We start from the raw sequence: 20,659 nt of genomic DNA, 5'->3' as shown, positions 1-20,659 counted from the left end.
GCTAAAAATCAGTTGTGAATTCGACCTTCTTGGAGGCCTCGGCGACCCAGGCGTCGAACTCGTCGGATGTTTGTGCCTTGATCATGGCCTTCATCTTGAAATGGCTGTTGCCGCAGAGCTGCGCACAAATCACCTCGAGCGGCTCACGCGGCTGAAGCACCAGTTCGGTAACGCCGGCCTTGGCCAGTTTTTCGATGGTCTCGGTTCCTGCCTGATGCGTCAGGCCCAGGTCGGCGCCCTTCGCGAGGACGACCTCGCCGGACTTGCTCTTGTGATCTTCCGATGCGACGAGGTGCCGCAGTTTGTACCAGTTGGCCGCGGTGATCGGCACGCGGCGCGTCATCTGTTCGCGGAGCTTGTCGGACGTGACGCCCTCGTTCACCTTGAACCAGATGGGAATCTCCATGCCGGGGATCACGTCCTGCTTCACCCGCATCGTCGGGATGTCGAAACTGTGAATCACATCCTTGGACGTCAGACGTAGATAAATGTCTCGACCAGTGGGAAGGTAAAACTCATTGACGCGAACGATGTCGTCTGCGGCGGCAGGGTCGCTGTCATCCAGGCCGATCGTGTTGCTTGCCGAAATGAGCTTCGCGTTGGTGCGGCCGAACTTGCCGTCGGGTCCGGGGTAATGGAAGTCCCACTGGAACTGCTCACCGATCACGCGGATTTCCGTTCGTTTGTCGGGCGCGGGCGGCGCGTTTTTGTACTCCGCCCAGACGGGGTAGGAGAAGCCCACGAGCAGGACCACTTCGAAACCTGCTACCGCAATCTCGGCGTATTTAGACAGCTTGGCCTTGATCGGCGTATACGTGGCGGAGTGCCCGCTGCGCGAGCGGTACTTCAGCAGGCAGTAGGCAAAGAAAAGCGCCCACGGAACGAAGATCAGAAGCATGAACACGTGCAGCGTGTCAATCAGGACATCGACCCCGCCGCCGTGATGGGTCAACTGCGGGGGAAGCCAGTTGCCGTAATTCACCTGCGCAAGCAATCCGTACATCGCGTCTCCCTGCGGGGATGGACTGGGCGACTCCGTTCGCGCTCGGTGCGAATGCCGGATGCACGCCTCCACCCGATGAATTCGTGGCGAGGCTGGACATCAACCCCGCCACGGTCCGTTCATCCACAAACCTGTCTTACAGCTTCTCAACCTTGTCGGCAGCCGAGGAGAGAATCACTTCGCGGGCGGCCGGCACCTCGCCGCGCTTGCCGCTCAACTTGATCTCGACCTCCTTGGTCTCGCCGTCTTTGACACTGACCTTGACGGTCGTGCTGCCAAAGTTCTCATGCCAGGCTTCCAGTTCGTAATCGCCGGCCGGCAGTTCCTTAATCTCGAACGTGCCGCGCTCCGATTCGGTCTGGGTGTCTTCGTGCGACTTGGTCACCGCGAAAAACGGATTCGAGACGACGCCGCAATAGCTCGACATCCACGCGTGCACGTCGCACTTGATTTTGATCATGATCTCCGGCTTCGTGAACGTGTCCTTGCCCTCGAGCTTCTTCACCATGCCGGCATTGGCCTGTGCAAAGTTGAACTCGGTGTTCTTCTTCGGCTGCGAGTGGATGTTGTGGTTCGTCGGATCGCTGTTCTTGATCTCAATCGGCTGGCCGGCGACCATGCCGAACACGTGCGGGTGATACATGCAGCCCTTCTGATCCAGCACGACCGGATCCTTCGGCGCGTCGTACTTGCCCTTCAGCCCGCTCTTCACATAGACAAACGCATACGGGATCGTATTGCCCTGCTTTGCGTAAACAATTGTGCCCTGGTCGGGCTGCGGCTTGGTATGCGCCTTGGCGCAAACCGGATCCGCGCTCATCGGTGGCAGTCCCTTCGTCGCCGGTGCCGCCCCGTCATACACGACCTTGCCCTTGATGACGGCCGTCCCTTTCTCGTTGTCCGCCTGCGCGCGGACAGTCGTCAACGCGACCGCGACGCCACACACCAGCCCCAGCAGCATATACTTTTTCATGGTTGCAACTCCTCATGCACGGCACGGCCCACCGCCGCGGGAAACCTACGTATCCCCATCGCAACGGTGAAGTTACGCTCCGTCCGGCATTGTAGTAGACAGGCGTTTTTCCGCAATGATAGCCCCTGTTTGACGAGATCCAACTACTCCAATGCGACCCCTTCCCGGCCACACGTTCTCGGCCATCCGTGTGGGAAACTGCGCACCGACGAAATCCATTAAAAGTCAAATCCTTCTTCGGCAGGCTTGCTCGTCGTCTCGCCGCCGCCGTCAAAATCAAACTCACCGCTTGGCTGCTCGGCCGGCGCGGGCGGCGTGGTGCCTCCCGGCTGGACGGCGGTATAACCACGCGCGCCGAGGTTAAACAGGAAATCGACCAGCAAAGTCGATTGTTCCTCGACGGTCTTGCCGTACGTTCTTTCGCTCTCTGTACGCTGATCATCCGGTAAACCGGCGAAGGCGCTGCCGCCCTGGAAGATCTGCGGCATGTTCGCGCCGGGCTGAATCGCCTGCGGATCCTGAAGCCACTTGATGACCCAGTCATATCGAAGCCGCTTGTAGGTCAGCGCGAAGTTCGGCGCTTTGATGTCCAGCGTCGTGCCGGGCACGGACGGATCCCCCGCCACATGGCAAGCCAGGCATTTCTGGTTATAAAGGAACTCCTCGCCATCCTTGAACCGCTTGTCGTCGACGTGGTGCGTCTCCGGATCAGCAAAGGGGTACTTCACGTCGAACAAGCCCGCAAGGAACTGACCGCGCGCCACCAGGCGCTCAAACGCCGGAGAAAGTGAATCAGCGATCTCGTTCGCATCGTTTGAATCCGGTGGTGTCAACTGATTGGCACGCACCTGCTTTTGATTGACCCCGTACTTCGAAAGAAAGGCCGCCTGGTCGGCAAACTTGGGATCCATGAACCAGGCATTGGTCGCGCCGCTCGAGGATCCGCCGCCGCTGTTGTGAACGGTTTGCAAATGGCGCACCACCTTGTCCAGCTCGCGCTTCAGCACGGCGGACTCGTACTGTGACAGGGCAGCGAAATACTCCACGAGGATCGTCGCCTGCTCCTTCGTCAGATGGAAGCTGGGCATGCGCACCTTGAGCCACGGGCGAAGCATCTCCACGTTGTTCAAAAAACCGAACAGCCAGTCGAACTGCACCTTGGCCCCTTCGCCCCAGAGCAGCGGCGGCTGGAAGCGCATCCCGCGCGGGTCGGTGTCGGAAAGCGACGTGTCGCTGGAGTAATACTGGTGAATCGTTGCTTCCACGTTGCTCTCAATCGTGTGGCAGCCGATGCAATTCAACTCGCGCACCAGCGCGCGGCCGCGCGCAATGCGCCCGGCGGGAGATTGGTCGTACGGAATACGAAGCTCCGGCGCGACGTTGCGATCTTTCATGCTCAACAGAAACGCCACGAGGTTCTTCGCTTCATCCGGGGAGAAGAAGAAGTTCGGCATCTTCAGCTTCTCGTAGGGCTTCTTGATCTTCTCGCGGTCCCAGATACGCGGGTTGCGCATCTTGTGATAGGCGAACGAGCCGTGATTGTGCAGGATGTGCAGGTCCTCGTTGCCGCCATCGCGCGAAAGGTGCTCGAACTCTTTGTCCTCCCGATAAAGCTTGCCGAAAACTTCCGGCTGCTTCTCGATCTCATGCTCAAACGGCGGACTGAAGAACGCAAAATCCAATTGGCTCATGAATTTCTGCGCCCAAAGCGTCAGGTCCGTGCCGGGACGCGTCGCGTCTTCGAAGCCCACGATGTTGTGACACGAATAACAACCGTAATGGCTGATCATCTTCATGCCGAGGTACAGCTTTTGGCGATCGGCGAGCGTCGGCGAGCGCGACGCAATCATCTCAACGGCGACCTGCTTGCCGGTATCGCCCCCACCAAACGATACGGCCGTTTGAGAGACGATTGCGGCCGTCAGTCGACCATAGGGATCGGACGGCGTGACCGGCTCGTCGGAGAGTATCTGCCGCGACACGCTCTCGGTGTTCTGCCCCGTCAGGAGCGACAGTATGAGTTCATTCCGCAATTCGGCATGGCGCGAGGTCTCCGGGAAGGCGTCGGGCTTGAACTCGTCGTTGCGCAGACTAAGCAAATAGGCGGCAACGTCCAGAATGTCCTGGTTGGTCTTATTCTTCTGCTCCTCCGGATGGTCGGCCCAGTAAATGTTCTCTCGGAACAGCCGCGGCATTTTCGTGTAGGACGAATAGTGACGCGGTTCGCGCAACCAATTGTAAAGCCACTGCACCGCACGCTGCGTCTGGGCGGCATCGCCGGCCACGGGGATCATCTTCGTGCCGAAGCCCGAAAGCTCCGGCGCAAGACGCGTGAACTCCGGCGGGATGTACATGCGACGCGGGTCGGGGTCGCGGCCTTCTCTATCCGCTGCCAGTTCTTCCGCTTGTGCCGCATGCCGGGCCGCTTCGCGCCGTTGTCGTGTGAAGGTGTCCGACGCATAACGCGCGCGATCGTTCGGCGACATCGCATCGAACCGCTTCTTGGCCTCTTCGTCACTCAAGCCCTGCGCCATCTTCAGATCGGTGACGATCCAACTCTCGGCGAAGGTGCGCCCGGCCTCATCCAGAGGGTTCTTTGCCGCCAGGTTCACGTGACACGCCAGGCAACCGATGGATGTAAACAATTCCTCGCCTCGCGCGGCGTTGCCCGTCATGCCCGCGGGGGTCGGCAATGCGTCGTACGGTCGCGAGAACACATTCAAGTAATGCACCATCGCCTGTATCTCGACCTCGGACCGCAACACCGGATCCGGGTCGAACTCGTTGGCGCTGGAGGGAAGATTGTTCTCCTGCCGAAAGAAGTGCGGCATGCGCGTGGACGGGCGGAAGTCGGCCGGGTACGCGATCCACTTCTCCATGAAGCCGGGCGTCAACTTCTCACCCACGTGCGCCAGGTCCGGTCCGACCTTGCGGCTGTCCGTCAGCCCCTCGACGTTGTGACAGTTGATGCAGCCGACGGCCGTGAACATCTCGCGACCTTCGACGACGCGCTCGGCCGCCTCGACCTTGAACGTCTTGCTGCGTTCGAGATCAAACGTCTGGTCATGGCACTTGCGGCAACTGGCGGAATACTGATCCGGCAGCAGCATCGGGCGCTCCCAGAATTCCTCCACGAGGTGAAACGTGGCCAGCGGTACGCCGAGTTCCTTGACGTAGTATTTCTTCGCCCACTCTTCCTTCTGCTTCTTGCTGGTCGGCGTGTGAGCCGCGAATACAAAATCCGTCTCCTGCCCGCTGCCTTCGTGACAGACCGTGCAACCCATGGTCTTCATCGGGTGTGGCGAGTCCGGTGACAGGTACAAATCCAGCCGCGGGTGCGCGCGCAGCTCGCTTTTCAAATCCACCGCTGGACGGCCTTCGTGTTGCAGATACAGGTTCATTGCCGCCGTCAGGCTGCTGAAATACGCAGTCTTCTGCTCGGGACTCATGGCTTCAAACGCGATTCGCGTCTTGCCGTCGGCGCCGGTCGGCGGCACGACGGCGAGGATCGCACGGAACTGGGCTTCCACCGCGTCCTGCACGCGGCCGCGCGTCAATTCGGCGGCCTCGCCCAGACCGGCAAGGAGCGCATCGAGTTTCAACGACGGACGTTGAAGCTCTTCAAGATAAATATTGGCTGCATCCACAAAGCGACTGACGTATCGGCGGACGCTCTCGGCATCCTTCGGCCGGTCACCCGCGGCGTATTCACTGACATCCACGTCGGCCAAACGACGCACAAGCTCCCGAGCAAGTTTTTCGTTTTCCTCCCTTAGGATCGCCTGCACGCGCGTTGCCGCCAGCGCCGCTTCGGTGCGCTTCACGTAGCCTTCGGGCGTCAAGGTGGGATCGTCGATCCCGACGTGACAGGTGATGCACCGGTCGGTCACGTAAGAATCGACAAAGTTATAATTAAATCGAACGCCCTTGCTGAAAACCTGTCGCACTTCCTGACGGCCCGGCGTGTCCTTCGCGGGGAAGGAATCCAGTCCGGGGATATTCAGGGCGAATCGGACAACGCCGGGGCCGTACAGGCGGTCCAACCGCTCCGCATCGTCGCGGCCCTTCTCGTAGGCCGCCAAGGCCTTCCGGGCCTCGGTGCGCGACTTGTAGAAGGCCTTCAATTCATCGCGGATCGCACGAAGCTCGTCCTCGATCTTCTCCTGCTCGGCCTTGATCTCGGCGGTGCGGATCTTGCGCGCCTCGTAGGCCCTGATCGCAGAGAGGGTCTTGGGCGACTCCGGTCCGTGAAGCGTCTTGTGCTCCTCGACGTTGAAGAGCATGACCTGCAACTCGGCATTCAGGTTGCCATACTCCAGGGCCGCAGCCTGCAACCGCCCCGCCAGCGTCGTTTCCCTGGAAGTCAAGTCGCGCTCGCGCGCTTGGTTCTCCGGCGTGGCCAGCGAAGCCTCGGCGGCGCGGACCGCCTCAACCAGCGCGCGGTGCCTTTCCTGTTCTTCGGGATTTTCGTATTTCAACGCTTCAAAGTGCGCCAGGGCCGAACGGAGATTGAAATAGTCCTTCTGGATGTGTCGCCAGGGCCGATTGAAATCGTGCCACAGCATCCAGCCGGTCGTCACCAGGGCGACAAACGACACAACGGCGAACAGCACGTTCATCCGTTTCGTGTTGTAAAGTGTTTCCGTCGGTACAGGCATGAGCGACTATCGACTCCGGTTGGAACGCGGGAAATCAAACGTTCAGGAACCATTCCGTGATGGCAACAAAGTACTTCATGTTCATTGCCCATCGCAGAAGCATCTTGATGGGCACGATGAACATCCAACTCATCAGCACCCAGAACACCACGTATCGCATCAGTCCGATCTGGGCGTACAACCGCTTCCAGACCGTCTTGGCAAGCAACACCGGCAACACACAGAAATAACCCCCCAGCAGAATCAGCCCCGGCGCCTCCCGAATCAGGTAGGCCGGAATGAACAACAGACCCTTCGTCGGCAGCCCCGGCGTCCACCAGCCGGTCTTCTCGGGTATGACCACCCAGAAGATGTCCGACACGTTGACGTTCAGCAACGCGGCCGGGCGGTGCGGATCCCACGTCTCGTAAGGTCCGAACAGGTTCCAGTTCGGCCCCCGGAGGAACGTACCCAGCACGATCAGCACGATCCACATGATGATGAAGCCGAACATGAAGACCGAGATGACGAAGCGCCGCTCTTTGAAGGTGTAGTACCCGTTGCCGCGCGGGTTCTTATCGATGTACGGCAGCGCGATCAGACCGACGATGATCAGGCCCGGCAGCAACACGCCGGCGATCCACGGGTCGAAGTAAACGAGCAATTCCTGGAGACCCAGGAAATACCACGGCGCTTTGGATGGATTGGGAATGTTCGTCGGGTTGGCGGGCGGCTCCAGCGGCGCCTTCAAGACAATGGCCCAGACGATCAAAAACACCGAGCATAGAATGAGGCAGACCAGCTCGGTGTAAACCAGATCGGGCCAGACGAGCACCTTGTCATCGGCCCCGCTCTCGATCAGCGGCTGGCCTCGCTCCATGCGCTCGTCGTTCAACGCGGCCTGACGGAACCCCAGCCAGGTACAGAAGCCTGTGAAATAAAGCATCATCGTGATCGGGACGTTGTCCGGCTTCTTGATGATGCTGAAAAAGTCAGGATCCAGCGCGCTGGCGCCGTAAAAGGCCGTAAACCCAACCGCCAAGAGCAGCGCGATGCGCGGCTTGGTCCATATTCGATACGTCAGAAGGGCGACGATCAGGGCGAGCGTCGTCAGCGTCACGAAATACTTGGGATCGCACAGCCCGTCGATGATCCCCTTGACGCGGTCGATCGCGCTGGGAGCATGAAGTCCGCCCGCCCCGCCGGTGGCGATCAACGCCCAACCTGTATTCAATAGCCCGTTAAGCACGTCGCGTGTCATCCTTGGTTAGAGATTAAAGCGGCCCCGAGATTCCGCCGTCCTTGCGGACGCGCCAGAAGTGCACGGCGATCAGGATCGTCACCACGAACGGGATGAAGATGCAGTGCAGGATGTAAAACCGCAGCAGCGCGTTGGGGCCGACAACCGTGCCGCCCAGCAGAAGAAAGCGCGCATCGGATCCGCTGTGAATGAACGGCACACCGGCGATCTGGAGCAACGCCGCGCCAGGCCCCTCATGCCCTGCGATCGGCGTCGCGCGGGCCATGTTCGACCCGACGGTGATGGCCCAGATCGCCAGTTGATCCCACGGAAGCAGGTAGCCGGTGAACGACAACAACAGGGTCAGCGTGAGCAGCACAACGCCGACGCCCCAGTTGAACTCACGCGGCGGCTTGTAGCTGCCGGTCAGAAAGACGCGAAGCATGTGCAGCCAGATCGCGATGACCATGGCGTGCGCTCCCCAGCGGTGAATCTCGCGAAGCAGGCCGAGCGTGACGTGCGCCCGCAGGCCTTGAATATCGACGTACGCATATTCCACCACCGGGCGGTAGTAGAACATGAGCAGGATGCCGGTGATCGTCTCGGCGAGGAACAAAAAGAACGTCAATCCGCCCATGCACCAGGTGAACGAAAGACGGATGCCGCTCTTGCGCACCGCAACCGGGTGCAGGTGGAGGAAGACGTTGCTAAGGATCGCCATGGCGCGCGTGCGACGATCCTTCGGCACGCCGTGGCGGAAAATCGAACCCCAGATCTGGCTTCCGCGGATGTAATCGCCGACTGCGTTGAATAAACTCATCGACCCTACCGTTCCACTCGCTGCGCCGGCACGGACACACCCGCGCCGGTCCTCACGTTACACCGGAATCGACGCATCCGGATCGTTCCACGGGCCGGTGTCATTGGGCCCCATCGCCAAAAACTTGCGGGAACGATCCACGATCACTTCATCCCCGTCAAGGTAAATCTTGAAACGCTCCAGCGGGCGCGGCGCCGGGCCTTCGAAGTTCGTGCCGTTCGGCTTGAACCCGCTCCCGTGACACGGGCATTTGAACTTCCGATCGTTCGGCAGCCACGACGGGATGCAACCCAGGTGCGTGCAGATGATTGACAACGCCGATATGCGATCTTCCTCGCGAATGATCCAGAAACCGCTGGGCTTGACCGGCTTGTAGTCTTCGTTCACGTCGCCCGGTGCCATCGACAGATACTTGCTAAGCGACCCGCATCGGACCTTCGGATCCTCCTGCTCCAGCACGTTCGGCGCCATGAACCGATTGAATGCCAGTGCCGGCAAGCCGCCGGCCGCCAGACCAAACGTGCCCCACGCCGTCCAAAGCAGCACGTTTCGACGGGTCGGTTCCTCGGATTTGGAGGGCTTGGTCTTTTCCAGCACGCGCTGGTACTTGCCGTCGGGCGGCAATTCATCGGGCGACATCTTCGACGCCTGTTTCACCGGCTCGGGCATGCCCTTCACGCCACGATCAATCACCGCATGACCGCCGCGCACCATCGTCGCGGCCAGCAAGGCCTGAATCGCCGGATCCACCGTCTTGGGCTTCGGCGGCTCGGCCAGTTTTTTGCTCGGCGCCTTCTCGGCTGCGGGGGCATGGACCGCTTCGCCATGGCTGGCCGCCGCGGCAGCCGGCGCGGGCGCGGAAGGCTTGGCGGCCTCTGCTTCGGAAACCTCAAACGGCGCCTTGTCGAACTTGATGACATCCACCGGGCACTCGGCCGCGGCCTGAATGATGGCATCGGTCAGGGGCTTGGTGAATTCCGCGTTGAGGGCATCGGGCCGGATAATGCAGGTGCCTTCGTCGTGCAGGACTTGGAACACTTCAGGGCAAGTCGTCTCACAGGCATCGCAGACGATGCACCCCGGAGCGATCCAGACTTTTGTCACCAATTCCTTCGTGGGCATGATCCGTCCTCAAACCCTTCGTCCAGCCGACTCGACCCGCGAACAATCGGCCAGAAGATCCGTCTCCTCGTCGCGCTGTCCCATGCCGCGCTTCGCCGCCGCCGCACGCGCCGCCGTCCGAACCCGGACGGAAGGATCGTCTTCCAGCTTCTTAACAAGCTCTGCCAATTCGGCGTCATCGAGAAGCATCGCCGCTTCAATCGCCGTCTTCAAGTTGTACTCGATTTCTTCCGGCCCGTACTTGCGGCGGATCGTCGTCCCCCCTTCGTCGTATTCCAGCTCAATCTTTTCCCAGTATTCCCGATCGAGCATATTCATCAACACGAGGCGCCCGCGTGCGTCGCCCAGGCGAGCGAGCGTCATGGCCGCATTCCACTGAACCTCGCGCGGGGCTTCGAGCCGCTCGGCCAAGGCCTTCGCCGCCGTCGCGCGGGCGATGGCGTCCGCCGGATCAACCAGACTGGCTATCGCGGCACAAGCCACGATCTGCACGGCGGGCTGTTCATCGTTCAACAGCCGCAGAGCCTCTGGCAACGCCGCGCGTGCCTGCAAGACCCCGTGCATGCTCGCCAGGGCGACCAGCGCCGTTCGGCGAACCTCCCAGTCCGGATCGCGCGTCAGCTTCGTCAACGCCGGAACAGCCGAGGGCGATTCCAATCTGCCCAGCGCGGCGATCAGGAACAGATGCCGCGAATACAGCTCCGCGCCACCGGCGCCTTCACGCTGCGTCCCGCGCGGAGGCTCCCGTTCCAGCATTTTGATCAATCGAGCAGCGGCCGGCTCGATCTCGTCCGACTTGATATACTTGTCTTTTTCGCTGAACCGCCGGGCCAGCTCCTGCGCCGCCTGCCAGGAGTCTTTCGCCTGCGGCAGCAGCATGCCCAGTGTGCGCTCGCCGCCGCTCAATTCGACCTTGTCGAGCAGCTCGGCCACCGTGAGCGGCTTGTCCACCGTCGTCGACCCGAACATCACGACCACCACGGCGACCCCCAGCAGAATGCACACAATCACCGCAGGAACGACAAACAACCGCCCCATCAGCGTGGCCGTCATCGGTTCGACGACCGGCGCCGCGGAGGACGCTCCCTCGCCGGAGGGCTGCGTCAGATTCGACTCATGGGTGTTGTCAGTCATCTGTCACAGCGCAGCGGTTTGTACCCAGCCGCCACCTTTGTGAAAAAAATCACAATCTCTCGCACTAAAATTCGGCGGCCATCCCTTGCCGCCGTCTATGTGCCGACTGCACCCTGCTTCGCAGGCGCAAACACAGTGCGATACCGTTCATCCTGCTATGGCAATGTCGTGCCTCACTCCAGTTCCTTGGGGGATTATTCGGGCTTTGTGAAGACCTGTCAAGCCAAATCGGCTCCTGCCGCGGGAATTCACAGGCCCCCTGCCCGCCTGCCGGGTAGACGGACCCCCTCCGGCCCTCTACCTTATCGACCGTTTCGCCAGAACAAAGCGCCCAACCCGCATCGTATGGTTCTGTAACCGCATCTTCGGGGGATCACCTTGAACGTTCCGGCCGTTTGGCCGACATCTATCCCGAGGGAAGACCCCCGAAACCAACCTGAACCGAGCCACACCCAATGAACATCGACTTGTCCGGACCGGATATCACCCAGGCCGAAATCGACGCCGTCACGGAAGTCCTCCGCAGCGGGCGACTTTCGCTCGGCCCGGCCGTCCCGAAATTCGAGGAAGCCGTCGCGCGGTACATCGGTGTGAAACATGCCGTCGCCGTCTCCAGCGGCACCTGCGGGCTGCATCTTCTGGTTCGCGCCATGGAAATCGGTCATGGCTGCGAGGTGATCACGACGCCGTTCTCGTTCGTCGCGTCGTCGAATTGCGTGTTGTTCGAGCACGCGAAGATTTCATTTGTCGATATCGATCCGAACACGTGGAACATCGACCCGGCGGCCATTGAGCGTGCCATCACTCCCAAGACCCGCGCGATCATCGCCGTCAACGTTTTCGGCCAGCCGGCCGACTTCGACGCGATCAACGCCATCGCGAAGCGGCACAGGCTTCGTGTCATCGAGGACTCGTGCGAATCGCTTGGCGCCAAGTATCGCGGCCGCATGTCCGGCACGCTCGGCGAGGCCGGCGTTTTCGGCTTCTATCCCAACAAGCAGATCACCACCGGCGAAGGCGGCATGATCGTCACAAATGATGACGAGATCGCGCGATTGTGCCAGTCGATGCGCAACCAGGGCCGCGACACGGGCATGGGCTGGCTCTCACATGAACGATTGGGCTACAACTATCGGTTGAGCGATGTGGCCTGCGCGATCGGCGCGGTGCAGATGCAGCGCGTGGATGAAATCCTGGGCAAGCGCCGGCGCGTCGCGGAGTGGTACATCAAGCGGCTCGGCGGCGAGCAGCGCGTCAGTTTCCAGAAAATCAACGCGGAATGCGAGATCAGTTGGTTCGTGTTCGTGGTGAAACTGGCCGACGAGTACACGGCCGACGACCGGGCGCGGATCATCGCCGCCCTGCGCGAACGCGGCATCGGGTGCAGCAATTACTTCGCCCCGATTCACTTGCAGCGATTTTATCGAGATCAGTATGGTTTCAAACCCGGCGACTTCCCGAATTGCGAACGCATCGCCGATCGCACCATCGCCCTTCCTTTTCACAATCATCTAACGGAGCAGCAAGTCGAGCACGTATGCACGACGCTGATGGCTTTGCTGTAGCGGGTTACTTCCGATGGCGAGGATGCCAAAAAGCGGGTTAACGGGCATCGGCTGTACCTGCCAACCAATCACCCCAGAAATCGGCTCCTTTGCTGGTGGCACCCGAACTGGTCGACCATCAAGGACGATCAGTAAGTCGATGCGACCGAGCCACCATTCTGGGCTTCAATCGAAATATCGCGCTGCCATGATCACTGAGATGGGGGACAAGCCGCTAAACATGTGTTGTAGCGATTCCGTGCCCCATTGCGACAGTTAATCTGATCCGTCGCTGCCGTATTCAAGCAATTCGTCTGGTTTTCAATGTCTTTAGCGGGTGGCACGGGATACGCCGCGTAGCAGTTTCCGGTGTGCGTATTGTAGTTGGTTGTACAGATTCCCATGTCCTTCTTCCAGTCTTCCAGGCACTCGCCTCTACAACCAGGTTCATACAGGAGCGAGATTAATGACAGAATGGCATTCTCGGTTGAGGGAGGGACTTCGAGCAGGATCGATGGGCTTGCCAATTCAATCGACTCAAAACCAGGGAATCCAAACCCGACTTCTATGCATGCCGGGGGCGCGGTTCGGTTTGTGTACTTCATGGCGGTTCGCTCGTCGCGCCACGCGACAAGGGCCGAGACGGCCGATACAATTGTCCGATCCGATTGAGCGACGTTATTATCATGCCAGATTTCAAAATCCACAGGCGTGCCCATCCAAGCCTCATCTTGAAGCAACCCCAGGTAGGACGGCTGCGAAGTTGAAAACCGCTCCAGAACGACAACATGGTCCCATGGCCCCGTGCCAAGGAGTGTTTCAAAGGCGCCGGTCGTGTTTACAAGGAAGACGACATCCTCATTCTCTTCAAAATACTCATTCCACGCGACATACGCGGCCAGCGACCCCGGCGAGTGATCCGAATAGAGCAAGACATCGCCGGCATCCGCTGCCGCGATTGCGAAAGTCAGGCTGATCAACCCTCCCAATAGCCCGATCCGATTCTTCGATTCCAAGAACTTTGACATGCGATTGTCTCCAAATACTCAAGAGAGTGTAGCCCAAGTTGATCGCACGCGGTCGATCATAATCCATTATTGCAATATTAATTTGATCACCCATGTGGTGTCAGGCCATAAGTAGAGGGGGAGGGGGCAATGGGTTATGAGCAGATACTAATTCGAAAATCTACTATGCGAAATCAAGACATGATCATTGCACAATCTGGACGCGGCGCGGCGACTGCGGCCATCTGCATGTTGCCGCCGCAGCAACCGATCCGGGCGGAAAAAACGCCGGGCTGATCTTGCGTCCATGCGACTGAACGGCCGGCCTCACTGCGCTGGCTGGCTCGTCGGGGTCGCGATGGCGAGGCACACCTTGTAACGTCGAAGAGCTGCCTTGATCAGATTAGCATAGTCTCCCGCTGCGCCGGCCAGACAATCAACAAGTTGAATGGGATCCCCGGGCCGCGGTGGAATGTCGTTTGGATGTGGACCAAAAGCTTCGTTGCACTTGCCGGTGTCATCCGGAAACTGCGCACCGGCCCCCTGAAGCGCATCAAGCAGAGTCTGCACACATTCGCCGGACCCGCCGGGTACGTTTCGCGGCGTCGCCGTCGGGTTGGAGGCCGTTCCGCCAACCAATTCCGGCATTTCCCATGGGCTGACCGTCTCGGCGTGGGCAAGAACAGTCTCGCTCATCTCCGGCACGACATACCCAGGGTGGACCAAAGGGTCGGTGCGATTGGTCTCACGCGATTCGAACATGATCACCGATGTCGTTTGACCGGCTTGCCAAATCGCTGCCAATGTCGTTGCCCACACCTGCTCATTGCCAGTCACAGGATCGTCCGACCGCGGTCGCCAGTAGTACAACTCGACCAGCGCACCACCTTCAGCTACGCAGCGCAAGTCAGCCAAGTAGCCCGGCGGCTCGGCGGGGTAGGCCGCCACGACAATGATGCGGGCCCAAGCGGCCTGGTTGATGCGAGCCGCAAAATCGACCAGCGTAATACAAGTCGTCGTGGAACAACCGGCCTCAAGAGATGCTTCGCGCAGCGCGAAAGCCAAGTGCACCGCGCCCGGTGAGTTGTCTGTATAGAGCAAGACATCGCCAGCATTCGCTGCCGCGATTGCGAAAGTCAGGCTGATCAACCCTCCCAATAGCCCGATCCGATTCTTCGATTCCAAGAACTTTGACATGCGATTGTCTCCAAACACTCAAGAGAGTGTAGCCCAAGTTAATCGCACGCGGTCGATCATAATCCATTGTATGAGAATTGCAATATTAATTTGATCACCCATGTGGGGTCAGGCCATAAGTAGAGGGGGGGCAATGGGTTATGAGCAGATACTAATTCGAAAATCTACTATGCGAAATCAAGACATGATCATTGCACAATCTGGGCGACTGGTTGTCGAAGGGGTAATGTTTCGCTATTTGGCTACATGTGCTCGACGAGGTTGCGACACACGCCAAGCGGAGTGGAGATTCAAATGGCGGGTCGATGCGCCTGACCCGCCCTACGGAACCGATCGGCTCCTTGTCCGCCGCACGGTGGATTCGCTCTTGGCCTACTTCCGCCCGGCGAGGATGCCCCAGACGCCCATGCCGATCGCCACGACGGCCAGGCCGCCGAAGACGCTTGCATAAACCACGCCGCGAGCGACCGGCTCCAGAAAAGCCGGCCAGACGCCTTGCACGTTGGCCGCCGCCGCCAGGCCCACCAGCGCCATCGCCAGCACGCCCAGCACGAGCGTGACGTTTATCTGCATGGCCCCCGCCATCGCTGCGGTGGACACACGCCGCGGCGCGGCGACTGCGGCCGCCGCTGCCACCGGCTGGGCCTCGGCATCGTCGTAGGGCGCGGCCACTTCGGCGCCGCTGTCTTCGACGGTCTCGGCGCCTTCGACGATTTCCACGCCGCTGCCTTCGTCGGCCGTTTCGCCGGCCTCGGGTGACGGCGAAATCACGTCCAGCAGTTCGGAGCCGAGGCTGGAATCATCGGGTTCCTGGGAGATATCCAACAGACCGCTGCCGCTGCCGACGGCTTCCAGCTCGTCCATGCCCGACGAAATGCGCGTCTCGCCCATCGGATCGGTCGGAATCTCGATCTCGTCGTCATCAAAGACGCTGATGCCTTTGGAGGCCTTGCCTTCACTCCTGGGTGGCGGGGGCGCGGCCGACTTCTGCCCCGCCGGGGCCATGTCGTCTACGTCGGGTTCGAGGCTGATGATGCTCGAACCGCTCAAGCCCAGGTCGGGCACTTCGAGATCCACCGGAGCGGGGGCGTTCGCCGCGGATCGTGTCGCGGGTTTTGCGGGCTCGGCTTCCGATTCGTCATCGGGGAGCAAATCAATTTCGGAGGTCATTTCCTTCGGCGCGGCGGGCAATTCCTCCGGGAATTCCTCGGCGGTCAGTTCGAGCGGCGGCGATGAATCCCCCAAAGCTGAATCGGAGGGCGACTTCGCCTCGACCGCGCTGGGGCTGGCGTCCATCAAATCCAGTCCGGACGACGAATCGGCAAGGCTCGAGAGCGCCGAAGCGAAGGAATCCGGCTCGTCCAGCTTCAACCCATCCGCGCCCAGTTCATCGTCGGCGGCGAGGTTGACGATGCTGCTGCCTTCCTTTTCCGCGATGGAAAGGACTTCGCTTCGCTTGTAAAAAACCGTCCCCGCATCGTGCAGTTCGCGCAATTGGCCGTCGGCCACCAGACGCTTCACGTCGGTGGGCGTTTTACCGAGCATTTCGCAAACTTCATCGAGCGTCAGGTAATCACTGGCCATCGGTTCCACCCATTTCGCTGGCAAAGGCCGCGGTGCTCGCCGCGGTCGGCTTTACTTTTCGGCTCGTGCCTCGGTGCCTGCTGCGTTCTCCTGCGTGGTCGGCATGCCGGGCAGGCTGGTCGTCAGCAATCCATCGGCGTCGTCCGCAGCCCCTGCGCCGCCGCGCGCATCGCGCTCCTTGCGCTCACGCTGCATGGTCAGCAGTTGGCTGATCTTGGCCGGGGCGGTCTGCTCATCCAGACCATAGTCTTCAAGATAACGGTCGAACGTGAACGATCGGGCGAACGCCAGCCGCAGCTTGCGCGTGCTGGGAAGATACTCGTAGGCCCAGACCGTGCTGTTATCGACATCCATCATGAACAGGCCGGTGCGGTTGTTGTCGATCGGACCGGTGAACGCGTAGATGCCGCGCCCGCCCATCATCGGCGTGTCGCCATAGGCCGGCCGGACGCCGATCATCCCCCCCGCCTGCATCACGAGTACCGTCGCGATGATGGCCAGCAGTATGGCGATCAGCCACAGAACGGTTGAGCGTTCGGTTGCGGCAGCCAGCGCAATCGCCCTCGCACGGCGATGGGTCTTCATAAGCGTAGTCCTTCCGACGTTAAGTCAGGCCCCCGGGCTTGTTGGTGAAGTCCGCCGCCCCGCGCAGACTCCACAGTACATTATACGAGGCCCTCGCGCCGGCTCAAGTGTTCCGGGCGCAAAGCGTCGACGGCTGGCCCGATAGGATGTTCACGGCCCCGTAGCTATACTTCCCACCATGATTCCGGCCCATAACGCCGTGACGATCCCACGTTGTTCACGGACCGTAGCTGCACCCGTGAACCTCCCTCTATTGCGCCGGGCCTGGGCCGGACTACCCGGCGCGGCCATTCTCGAGTCTCTTCAGCAGACTGGTCCGGGAGGGCGATTCTCAATCTTCACCGCCGAGCCGGTCCAATGCATCAGCATCTCGGCTTCCGCAACGCTTGACCCATTCGACAGGATGGAATCCATTTGGCGCACGCGGCACGGCGGTGATATCCCGCCCGAATTGCCCTTCTCGGCGGCTTGGATTGGGTTCATCGCTTACGAGGTCGGCCGCTTTGTCGAGCCGGCGGCCGACTGGCGGCACTTCTCGCAATCCTCCGAACTGGCGCGATGGTCGCTTTATGACACGTTTCTGTTTTGTGATCATGTGACCGGGGTTTGGTCAATGGTTGCGGCCGATCTGCCACACGCGTTAACGGGGACAGCTCGCCCCCCCGCCGAAGCGCGGTTGGCAAAGTTGGCCGCGTGGCTCGAGGCGCTTTCCGACGATGAGACCGATGCTTTCGACGAACCACCTCCCTGCCACGTTGCGATGCGTTCCGGCGGATGGGACGACTCACCGGAGAATTACTTGCATCGCTGTCGCCGCGCTCTGGATTACATCCGAGCGGGCGACGTCTTTCAGGTAAATCTGTCTCGCCGGTATTCGGCGAAAACAAGCCTCCATCCACACGAATTATACTCCCGATTGGCGACAACCAACCCCGCCGATTACGCGGCGTATCTCGCGCCGCATGGCGACCTGCCCGCCATCGCGTCGTCGTCTCCCGAATTGTTTCTTTGTAAGACCGGGCGTGACGTCGTCACGCGACCGATCAAGGGGACGCGCCCTCGCACCGGTCACGCTTTGCTCGACGAAACGGCCCGCTGCGCGCTGCGCGACAGCGCGAAAGACCGCGCCGAGTTGAACATGATTATCGATCTCGAGCGGAACGACTTGAGCCGCGTCTGCGAAGCCGGCTCGGTTCGGGTCGTGAGCGATGGGGAGATCGAAGCGCTTCCGCACGTGTTCCATCGAACGGCAACGATTTCCGGGCGCTTGCGCGACGGCTGCGGTGCCGTTGATCTGCTCCGCGCGACGTTTCCCGGCGGGTCGATCACCGGCGCGCCGAAAGTTCGCGCGATGCAGATCATTCACGAACTCGAAGCCGCCCCGCGCGGGGCGTATTGCGGCGCGATCGGATGGGTCGGGCTCAACGGCGACTTGATGCTCAATCTCGCTATCCGAACCATGACGGCGCACCAGGATGGTACGGTTCAGTTTCACGTTGGCAGCGGCATCGTTGCCGATTCGGTGCCGGATGAGGAACTGGCGGAACTGAATGCCAAGGCCGTCGGCATGCTCGCGGCGATCGAATCCCGCTCCTGCGAGAGTGAGCCACCATTGCCTCGTCGCGATCTCGAACGCGAAATCCACGCCCGATGCGTTATCCATTCCGCCACGATCAACGCAACAGACGGAGCCGCCGCCCATGTCTGATCGTCGCGAATGGGTTTATCTCAATGGCGAGCTTGTCCCGGCCGATGCCGCGCGAATCAGCGTGTTTGACGCCGGATTCACCCATGCTGCCGGCATCTTCGAAACGTTCCGCGTCTATCGTCGAAAACCGTTTCGGCTTCGACCTCATCTGGATCGCATGTTCGCGACGGCTGCGGCGCTGGAGCTGGTCGTCCCCTTCGACGCAGGGGAACTGGCTCGCGCGGTGGATGATCTGCTGGCCGCCAACAATCTGACCGATGCTCGAATGCGCATCACCGCAACACCTGGGAGCGTGCCACGCCCCGGATTGATCAACCCGGCGGGCGAAGCCGAACATCGCCCAACGATCCTGATTACCTCACAACCACTGCAACCGTATCCGCCCGAACTGTATCGCTTTGGCATGCGCGTCTGCATCAGCCCCTATCGAACCAGCCGGCTCGACCCGCTCGCGGGCCATAAGACGCTTTCCTACCTGCCGCGTCTGCTTTCGATGCGCGATGCACAACAGCGCGGCTGCCAGGAATCGCTCTGGTTCAACACCGACAACCTGCTCGCCGAGGCGGCATTCTCGAATGCGTTTATTGTTCACGAAGGCCGCCTGCTCACGCCGCCGACAACCACACCCGTTCTGCCCGGCATCACGCGCCAAGCGGTCATCGAACTGGCTCGCGCGAACGGCATCGACGTTGCCGAAACGCCGATCGACATTAACATGCTGCTGGCTGCGAGCGAAGTTTTCCTGACCGCGAGCGTGCTGGAGATCATGCCGGTGACCGCCATCGAAAAACACACGGTGGGAGACGGCGCTCCCGGTCCTGTCACGGGGAAACTGACCAGTTTGTTTGACATTCTCGTCGCCTCGGAGTGCCCCGACTGATGGCCACGGCCCAGCCGCTTACGGTTGCCCAGCTCTGTCGCGCCATGGAAGCGATCGCGCCGTCCTGGGCTGCCGCGGATTGGGACAACGTCGGGCTGTTGGTGGGCGATCCGCAATGGGCGGCGGAATACATACTGCTCACGATTGATCTCACCCCGGCAGTTCTTGATGAGGCCGTCAAATTAGGTTGCAACTCGATCGTAAGCTACCACCCTCCGATCTTTCGCGCGGTCAAGCGATTCAGCGTTTCACGCGACACCGCAGAGGGTCTCGCGGCCGAGGCACTCTCGCGTCGCATCGCCATTTATTCGCCGCATACCGCGCTCGACGCCGCGCCGGGTGGAACGAACGAAACGCTCGCCGAATTGGCGGGCCTGACGCGCGTTCAGCCGTTTTCAGCCGCCGCTCCACCGGCAGCGCAGTGCAAGCTCGTTGTGTTTGTCCCCCACGAAAGCACCGATGCAGTCGCGGAGGCGGTCTTTGCGGCCGGCGCGGGGCGGATCGGCGCGTACGAGAAATGCAGCTATCGCCTCTCGGGACAAGGCACGTTCTTCGGCACCGATTCAACCAATCCCGCAGTTGGCGAGCGCGGCCGCTTGGAGCGCGTCGACGAAACGCGGCTGGAAGTCATTCTGCCCAAGTCGCGGTTGTCCCAGGTGATCGAGGCGCTCCGCGCAGCCCACCCCTACGAGGAACCGGCGTTTGACGTATATCCGCTTGAGCCGCTGGCGGATCCTGCCCTCGGCCAGGGACGGATGGGGTCCTTCAGCAAACCGCAGGCGCTGGGTGATCTGGCTCGGGCGATGAAACTCGCGGTCTCGGCCGAACAAGTTGCCATCGTGGGCGAGCCGGGCGCCCAGGTCTCACGCGCATTCGTCTGCGCCGGCGCAGCCGGATCACTCCCGTTCGAGGTTCCGGGGGTACAGCTCGGCCGCGGCGATGTGGTGATCACCGGCGAGATCCGCCATCACGATGCGCTTCGCTACCGCCGCTCCGGCGCTTGCGCCGTTGCCTTGGGGCATTGGGCGAGCGAGCGCCCGGTGTTGATTCCGCTTTCACTCAAACTCAAGCATCATCTGCCCGGCGCTTCGATCACCATGAGCAAGGCCGACGCCGATCCATTCGAAGCCGCCTGATCAAGGACGACAACGCCGATGAAGCACGCTTCTCATTCTCCGCGTTTATTGCTCACGGCGGCATGCCTGGGGGTTCTTTTCATCGTCGG

15 protein-coding genes and 1 pseudogene are annotated in these 20,659 nt (G+C 60.9%); 4 read left to right on the top strand and 12 right to left on the bottom strand.

From position 1 onward, the window contains the following. Position 1: 1 nt before the first annotated feature. The 8 genes and pseudogenes from HRU71_00805 to HRU71_00770 all read right to left on the bottom strand — a co-directional run bounded on the left by HRU71_00805 (position 2) and on the right by HRU71_00770 (position 10,929). Entirely contained in the window at positions 2 to 1,003 is a 1,002-nt protein-coding gene (locus HRU71_00805) for a cytochrome c oxidase subunit II (protein QOJ02114.1), read from the bottom strand. Positions 1,004 to 1,139: 136 nt separating this feature from the next. Beyond that, positions 1,140 to 1,976, bottom strand: a complete 837-nt coding sequence (locus HRU71_00800; GenBank protein QOJ02113.1) for a TonB-dependent receptor — start codon at positions 1,974 to 1,976, stop codon at positions 1,140 to 1,142. Between the two features lie 218 nt (positions 1,977 to 2,194). Continuing rightward, positions 2,195 to 6,634: a c-type cytochrome gene (locus HRU71_00795; protein ID QOJ02112.1), complete on the bottom strand. Its 4,440-nt coding sequence runs from the start codon at positions 6,632 to 6,634 to the stop codon at positions 2,195 to 2,197. A gap of 34 nt (positions 6,635 to 6,668) precedes the next feature. Continuing rightward, positions 6,669 to 7,562, bottom strand: a complete 894-nt coding sequence (locus tag HRU71_00790) for a cytochrome C (GenBank protein ID QOJ04878.1) — start codon at positions 7,560 to 7,562, stop codon at positions 6,669 to 6,671. Between the two features lie 325 nt (positions 7,563 to 7,887). Beyond that, positions 7,888 to 8,673, bottom strand: coding sequence for a cytochrome b N-terminal domain-containing protein (locus HRU71_00785; GenBank protein ID QOJ02111.1), 786 nt, complete (start codon positions 8,671 to 8,673; stop codon positions 7,888 to 7,890). Between the two features lie 57 nt (positions 8,674 to 8,730). Then, positions 8,731 to 9,144, bottom strand: coding sequence for a ubiquinol-cytochrome c reductase iron-sulfur subunit (locus tag HRU71_00780; protein QOJ04877.1), 414 nt, complete (start codon positions 9,142 to 9,144; stop codon positions 8,731 to 8,733). Between the two features lie 426 nt (positions 9,145 to 9,570). Continuing rightward, positions 9,571 to 9,795: pseudogene (locus HRU71_00775) on the bottom strand (ferredoxin). Between the two features lie 9 nt (positions 9,796 to 9,804). Continuing rightward, complete coding sequence (locus HRU71_00770; GenBank protein ID QOJ02110.1) at positions 9,805 to 10,929, bottom strand: HEAT repeat domain-containing protein; 1,125 nt, start codon at positions 10,927 to 10,929, stop codon at positions 9,805 to 9,807. A gap of 455 nt (positions 10,930 to 11,384) precedes the next feature. On the opposite strand from HRU71_00770, the gene HRU71_00765 reads away from it, so the two are divergent. Then, positions 11,385 to 12,494, top strand: coding sequence for a DegT/DnrJ/EryC1/StrS family aminotransferase (locus HRU71_00765; GenBank protein ID QOJ02109.1), 1,110 nt, complete (start codon positions 11,385 to 11,387; stop codon positions 12,492 to 12,494). A gap of 191 nt (positions 12,495 to 12,685) precedes the next feature. Here the strand turns inward: HRU71_00765 and HRU71_00760 are convergent, their stop codons facing one another. The 4 genes from HRU71_00760 to HRU71_00745 form a co-directional block, all read right to left on the bottom strand. Continuing rightward, a complete protein-coding gene (locus tag HRU71_00760; GenBank protein ID QOJ02108.1) occupies positions 12,686 to 13,489 on the bottom strand; it encodes a hypothetical protein in 804 nt (267 codons plus the stop codon). Positions 13,490 to 13,807: 318 nt separating this feature from the next. Continuing rightward, complete coding sequence (locus HRU71_00755; protein ID QOJ02107.1) at positions 13,808 to 14,665, bottom strand: hypothetical protein; 858 nt, start codon at positions 14,663 to 14,665, stop codon at positions 13,808 to 13,810. A gap of 384 nt (positions 14,666 to 15,049) precedes the next feature. Next, positions 15,050 to 16,261, bottom strand: a complete 1,212-nt coding sequence (locus HRU71_00750) for a helix-turn-helix domain-containing protein (GenBank protein ID QOJ02106.1) — start codon at positions 16,259 to 16,261, stop codon at positions 15,050 to 15,052. Positions 16,262 to 16,312: 51 nt separating this feature from the next. Beyond that, a complete protein-coding gene (locus HRU71_00745) occupies positions 16,313 to 16,846 on the bottom strand; it encodes a hypothetical protein (GenBank protein QOJ02105.1) in 534 nt (177 codons plus the stop codon). Positions 16,847 to 17,024: 178 nt separating this feature from the next. Between HRU71_00745 and HRU71_00740 the strand changes: the two genes are divergently transcribed. Genes HRU71_00740 through HRU71_00730 form a run of 3 tightly spaced genes read left to right on the top strand, consistent with a single transcriptional unit; the run spans position 17,025 to position 20,570 of the window. Then, complete coding sequence (locus tag HRU71_00740) at positions 17,025 to 18,554, top strand: anthranilate synthase component I family protein (GenBank protein ID QOJ02104.1); 1,530 nt, start codon at positions 17,025 to 17,027, stop codon at positions 18,552 to 18,554. Next, on the top strand, positions 18,547 to 19,434 hold the full coding sequence (locus HRU71_00735; protein QOJ02103.1) for an aminotransferase class IV: 888 nt from the start codon (positions 18,547 to 18,549) through the stop codon (positions 19,432 to 19,434). The genes HRU71_00740 and HRU71_00735 overlap by 8 nt, the downstream gene beginning before the upstream one ends. Continuing rightward, complete coding sequence (locus HRU71_00730; GenBank protein ID QOJ02102.1) at positions 19,434 to 20,570, top strand: Nif3-like dinuclear metal center hexameric protein; 1,137 nt, start codon at positions 19,434 to 19,436, stop codon at positions 20,568 to 20,570. Before HRU71_00735 ends, HRU71_00730 begins: the two co-directional genes overlap by 1 nt. Positions 20,571 to 20,659 lie beyond the last annotated feature (89 nt).

Source organism: Planctomycetia bacterium (assembly GCA_015200345.1).
In the GTDB taxonomy this organism is placed as follows: domain Bacteria; phylum Planctomycetota; class Phycisphaerae; order UBA1845; family UTPLA1; genus PLA3.
This window is presented reverse-complemented; position numbering and strand designations above follow the sequence as displayed.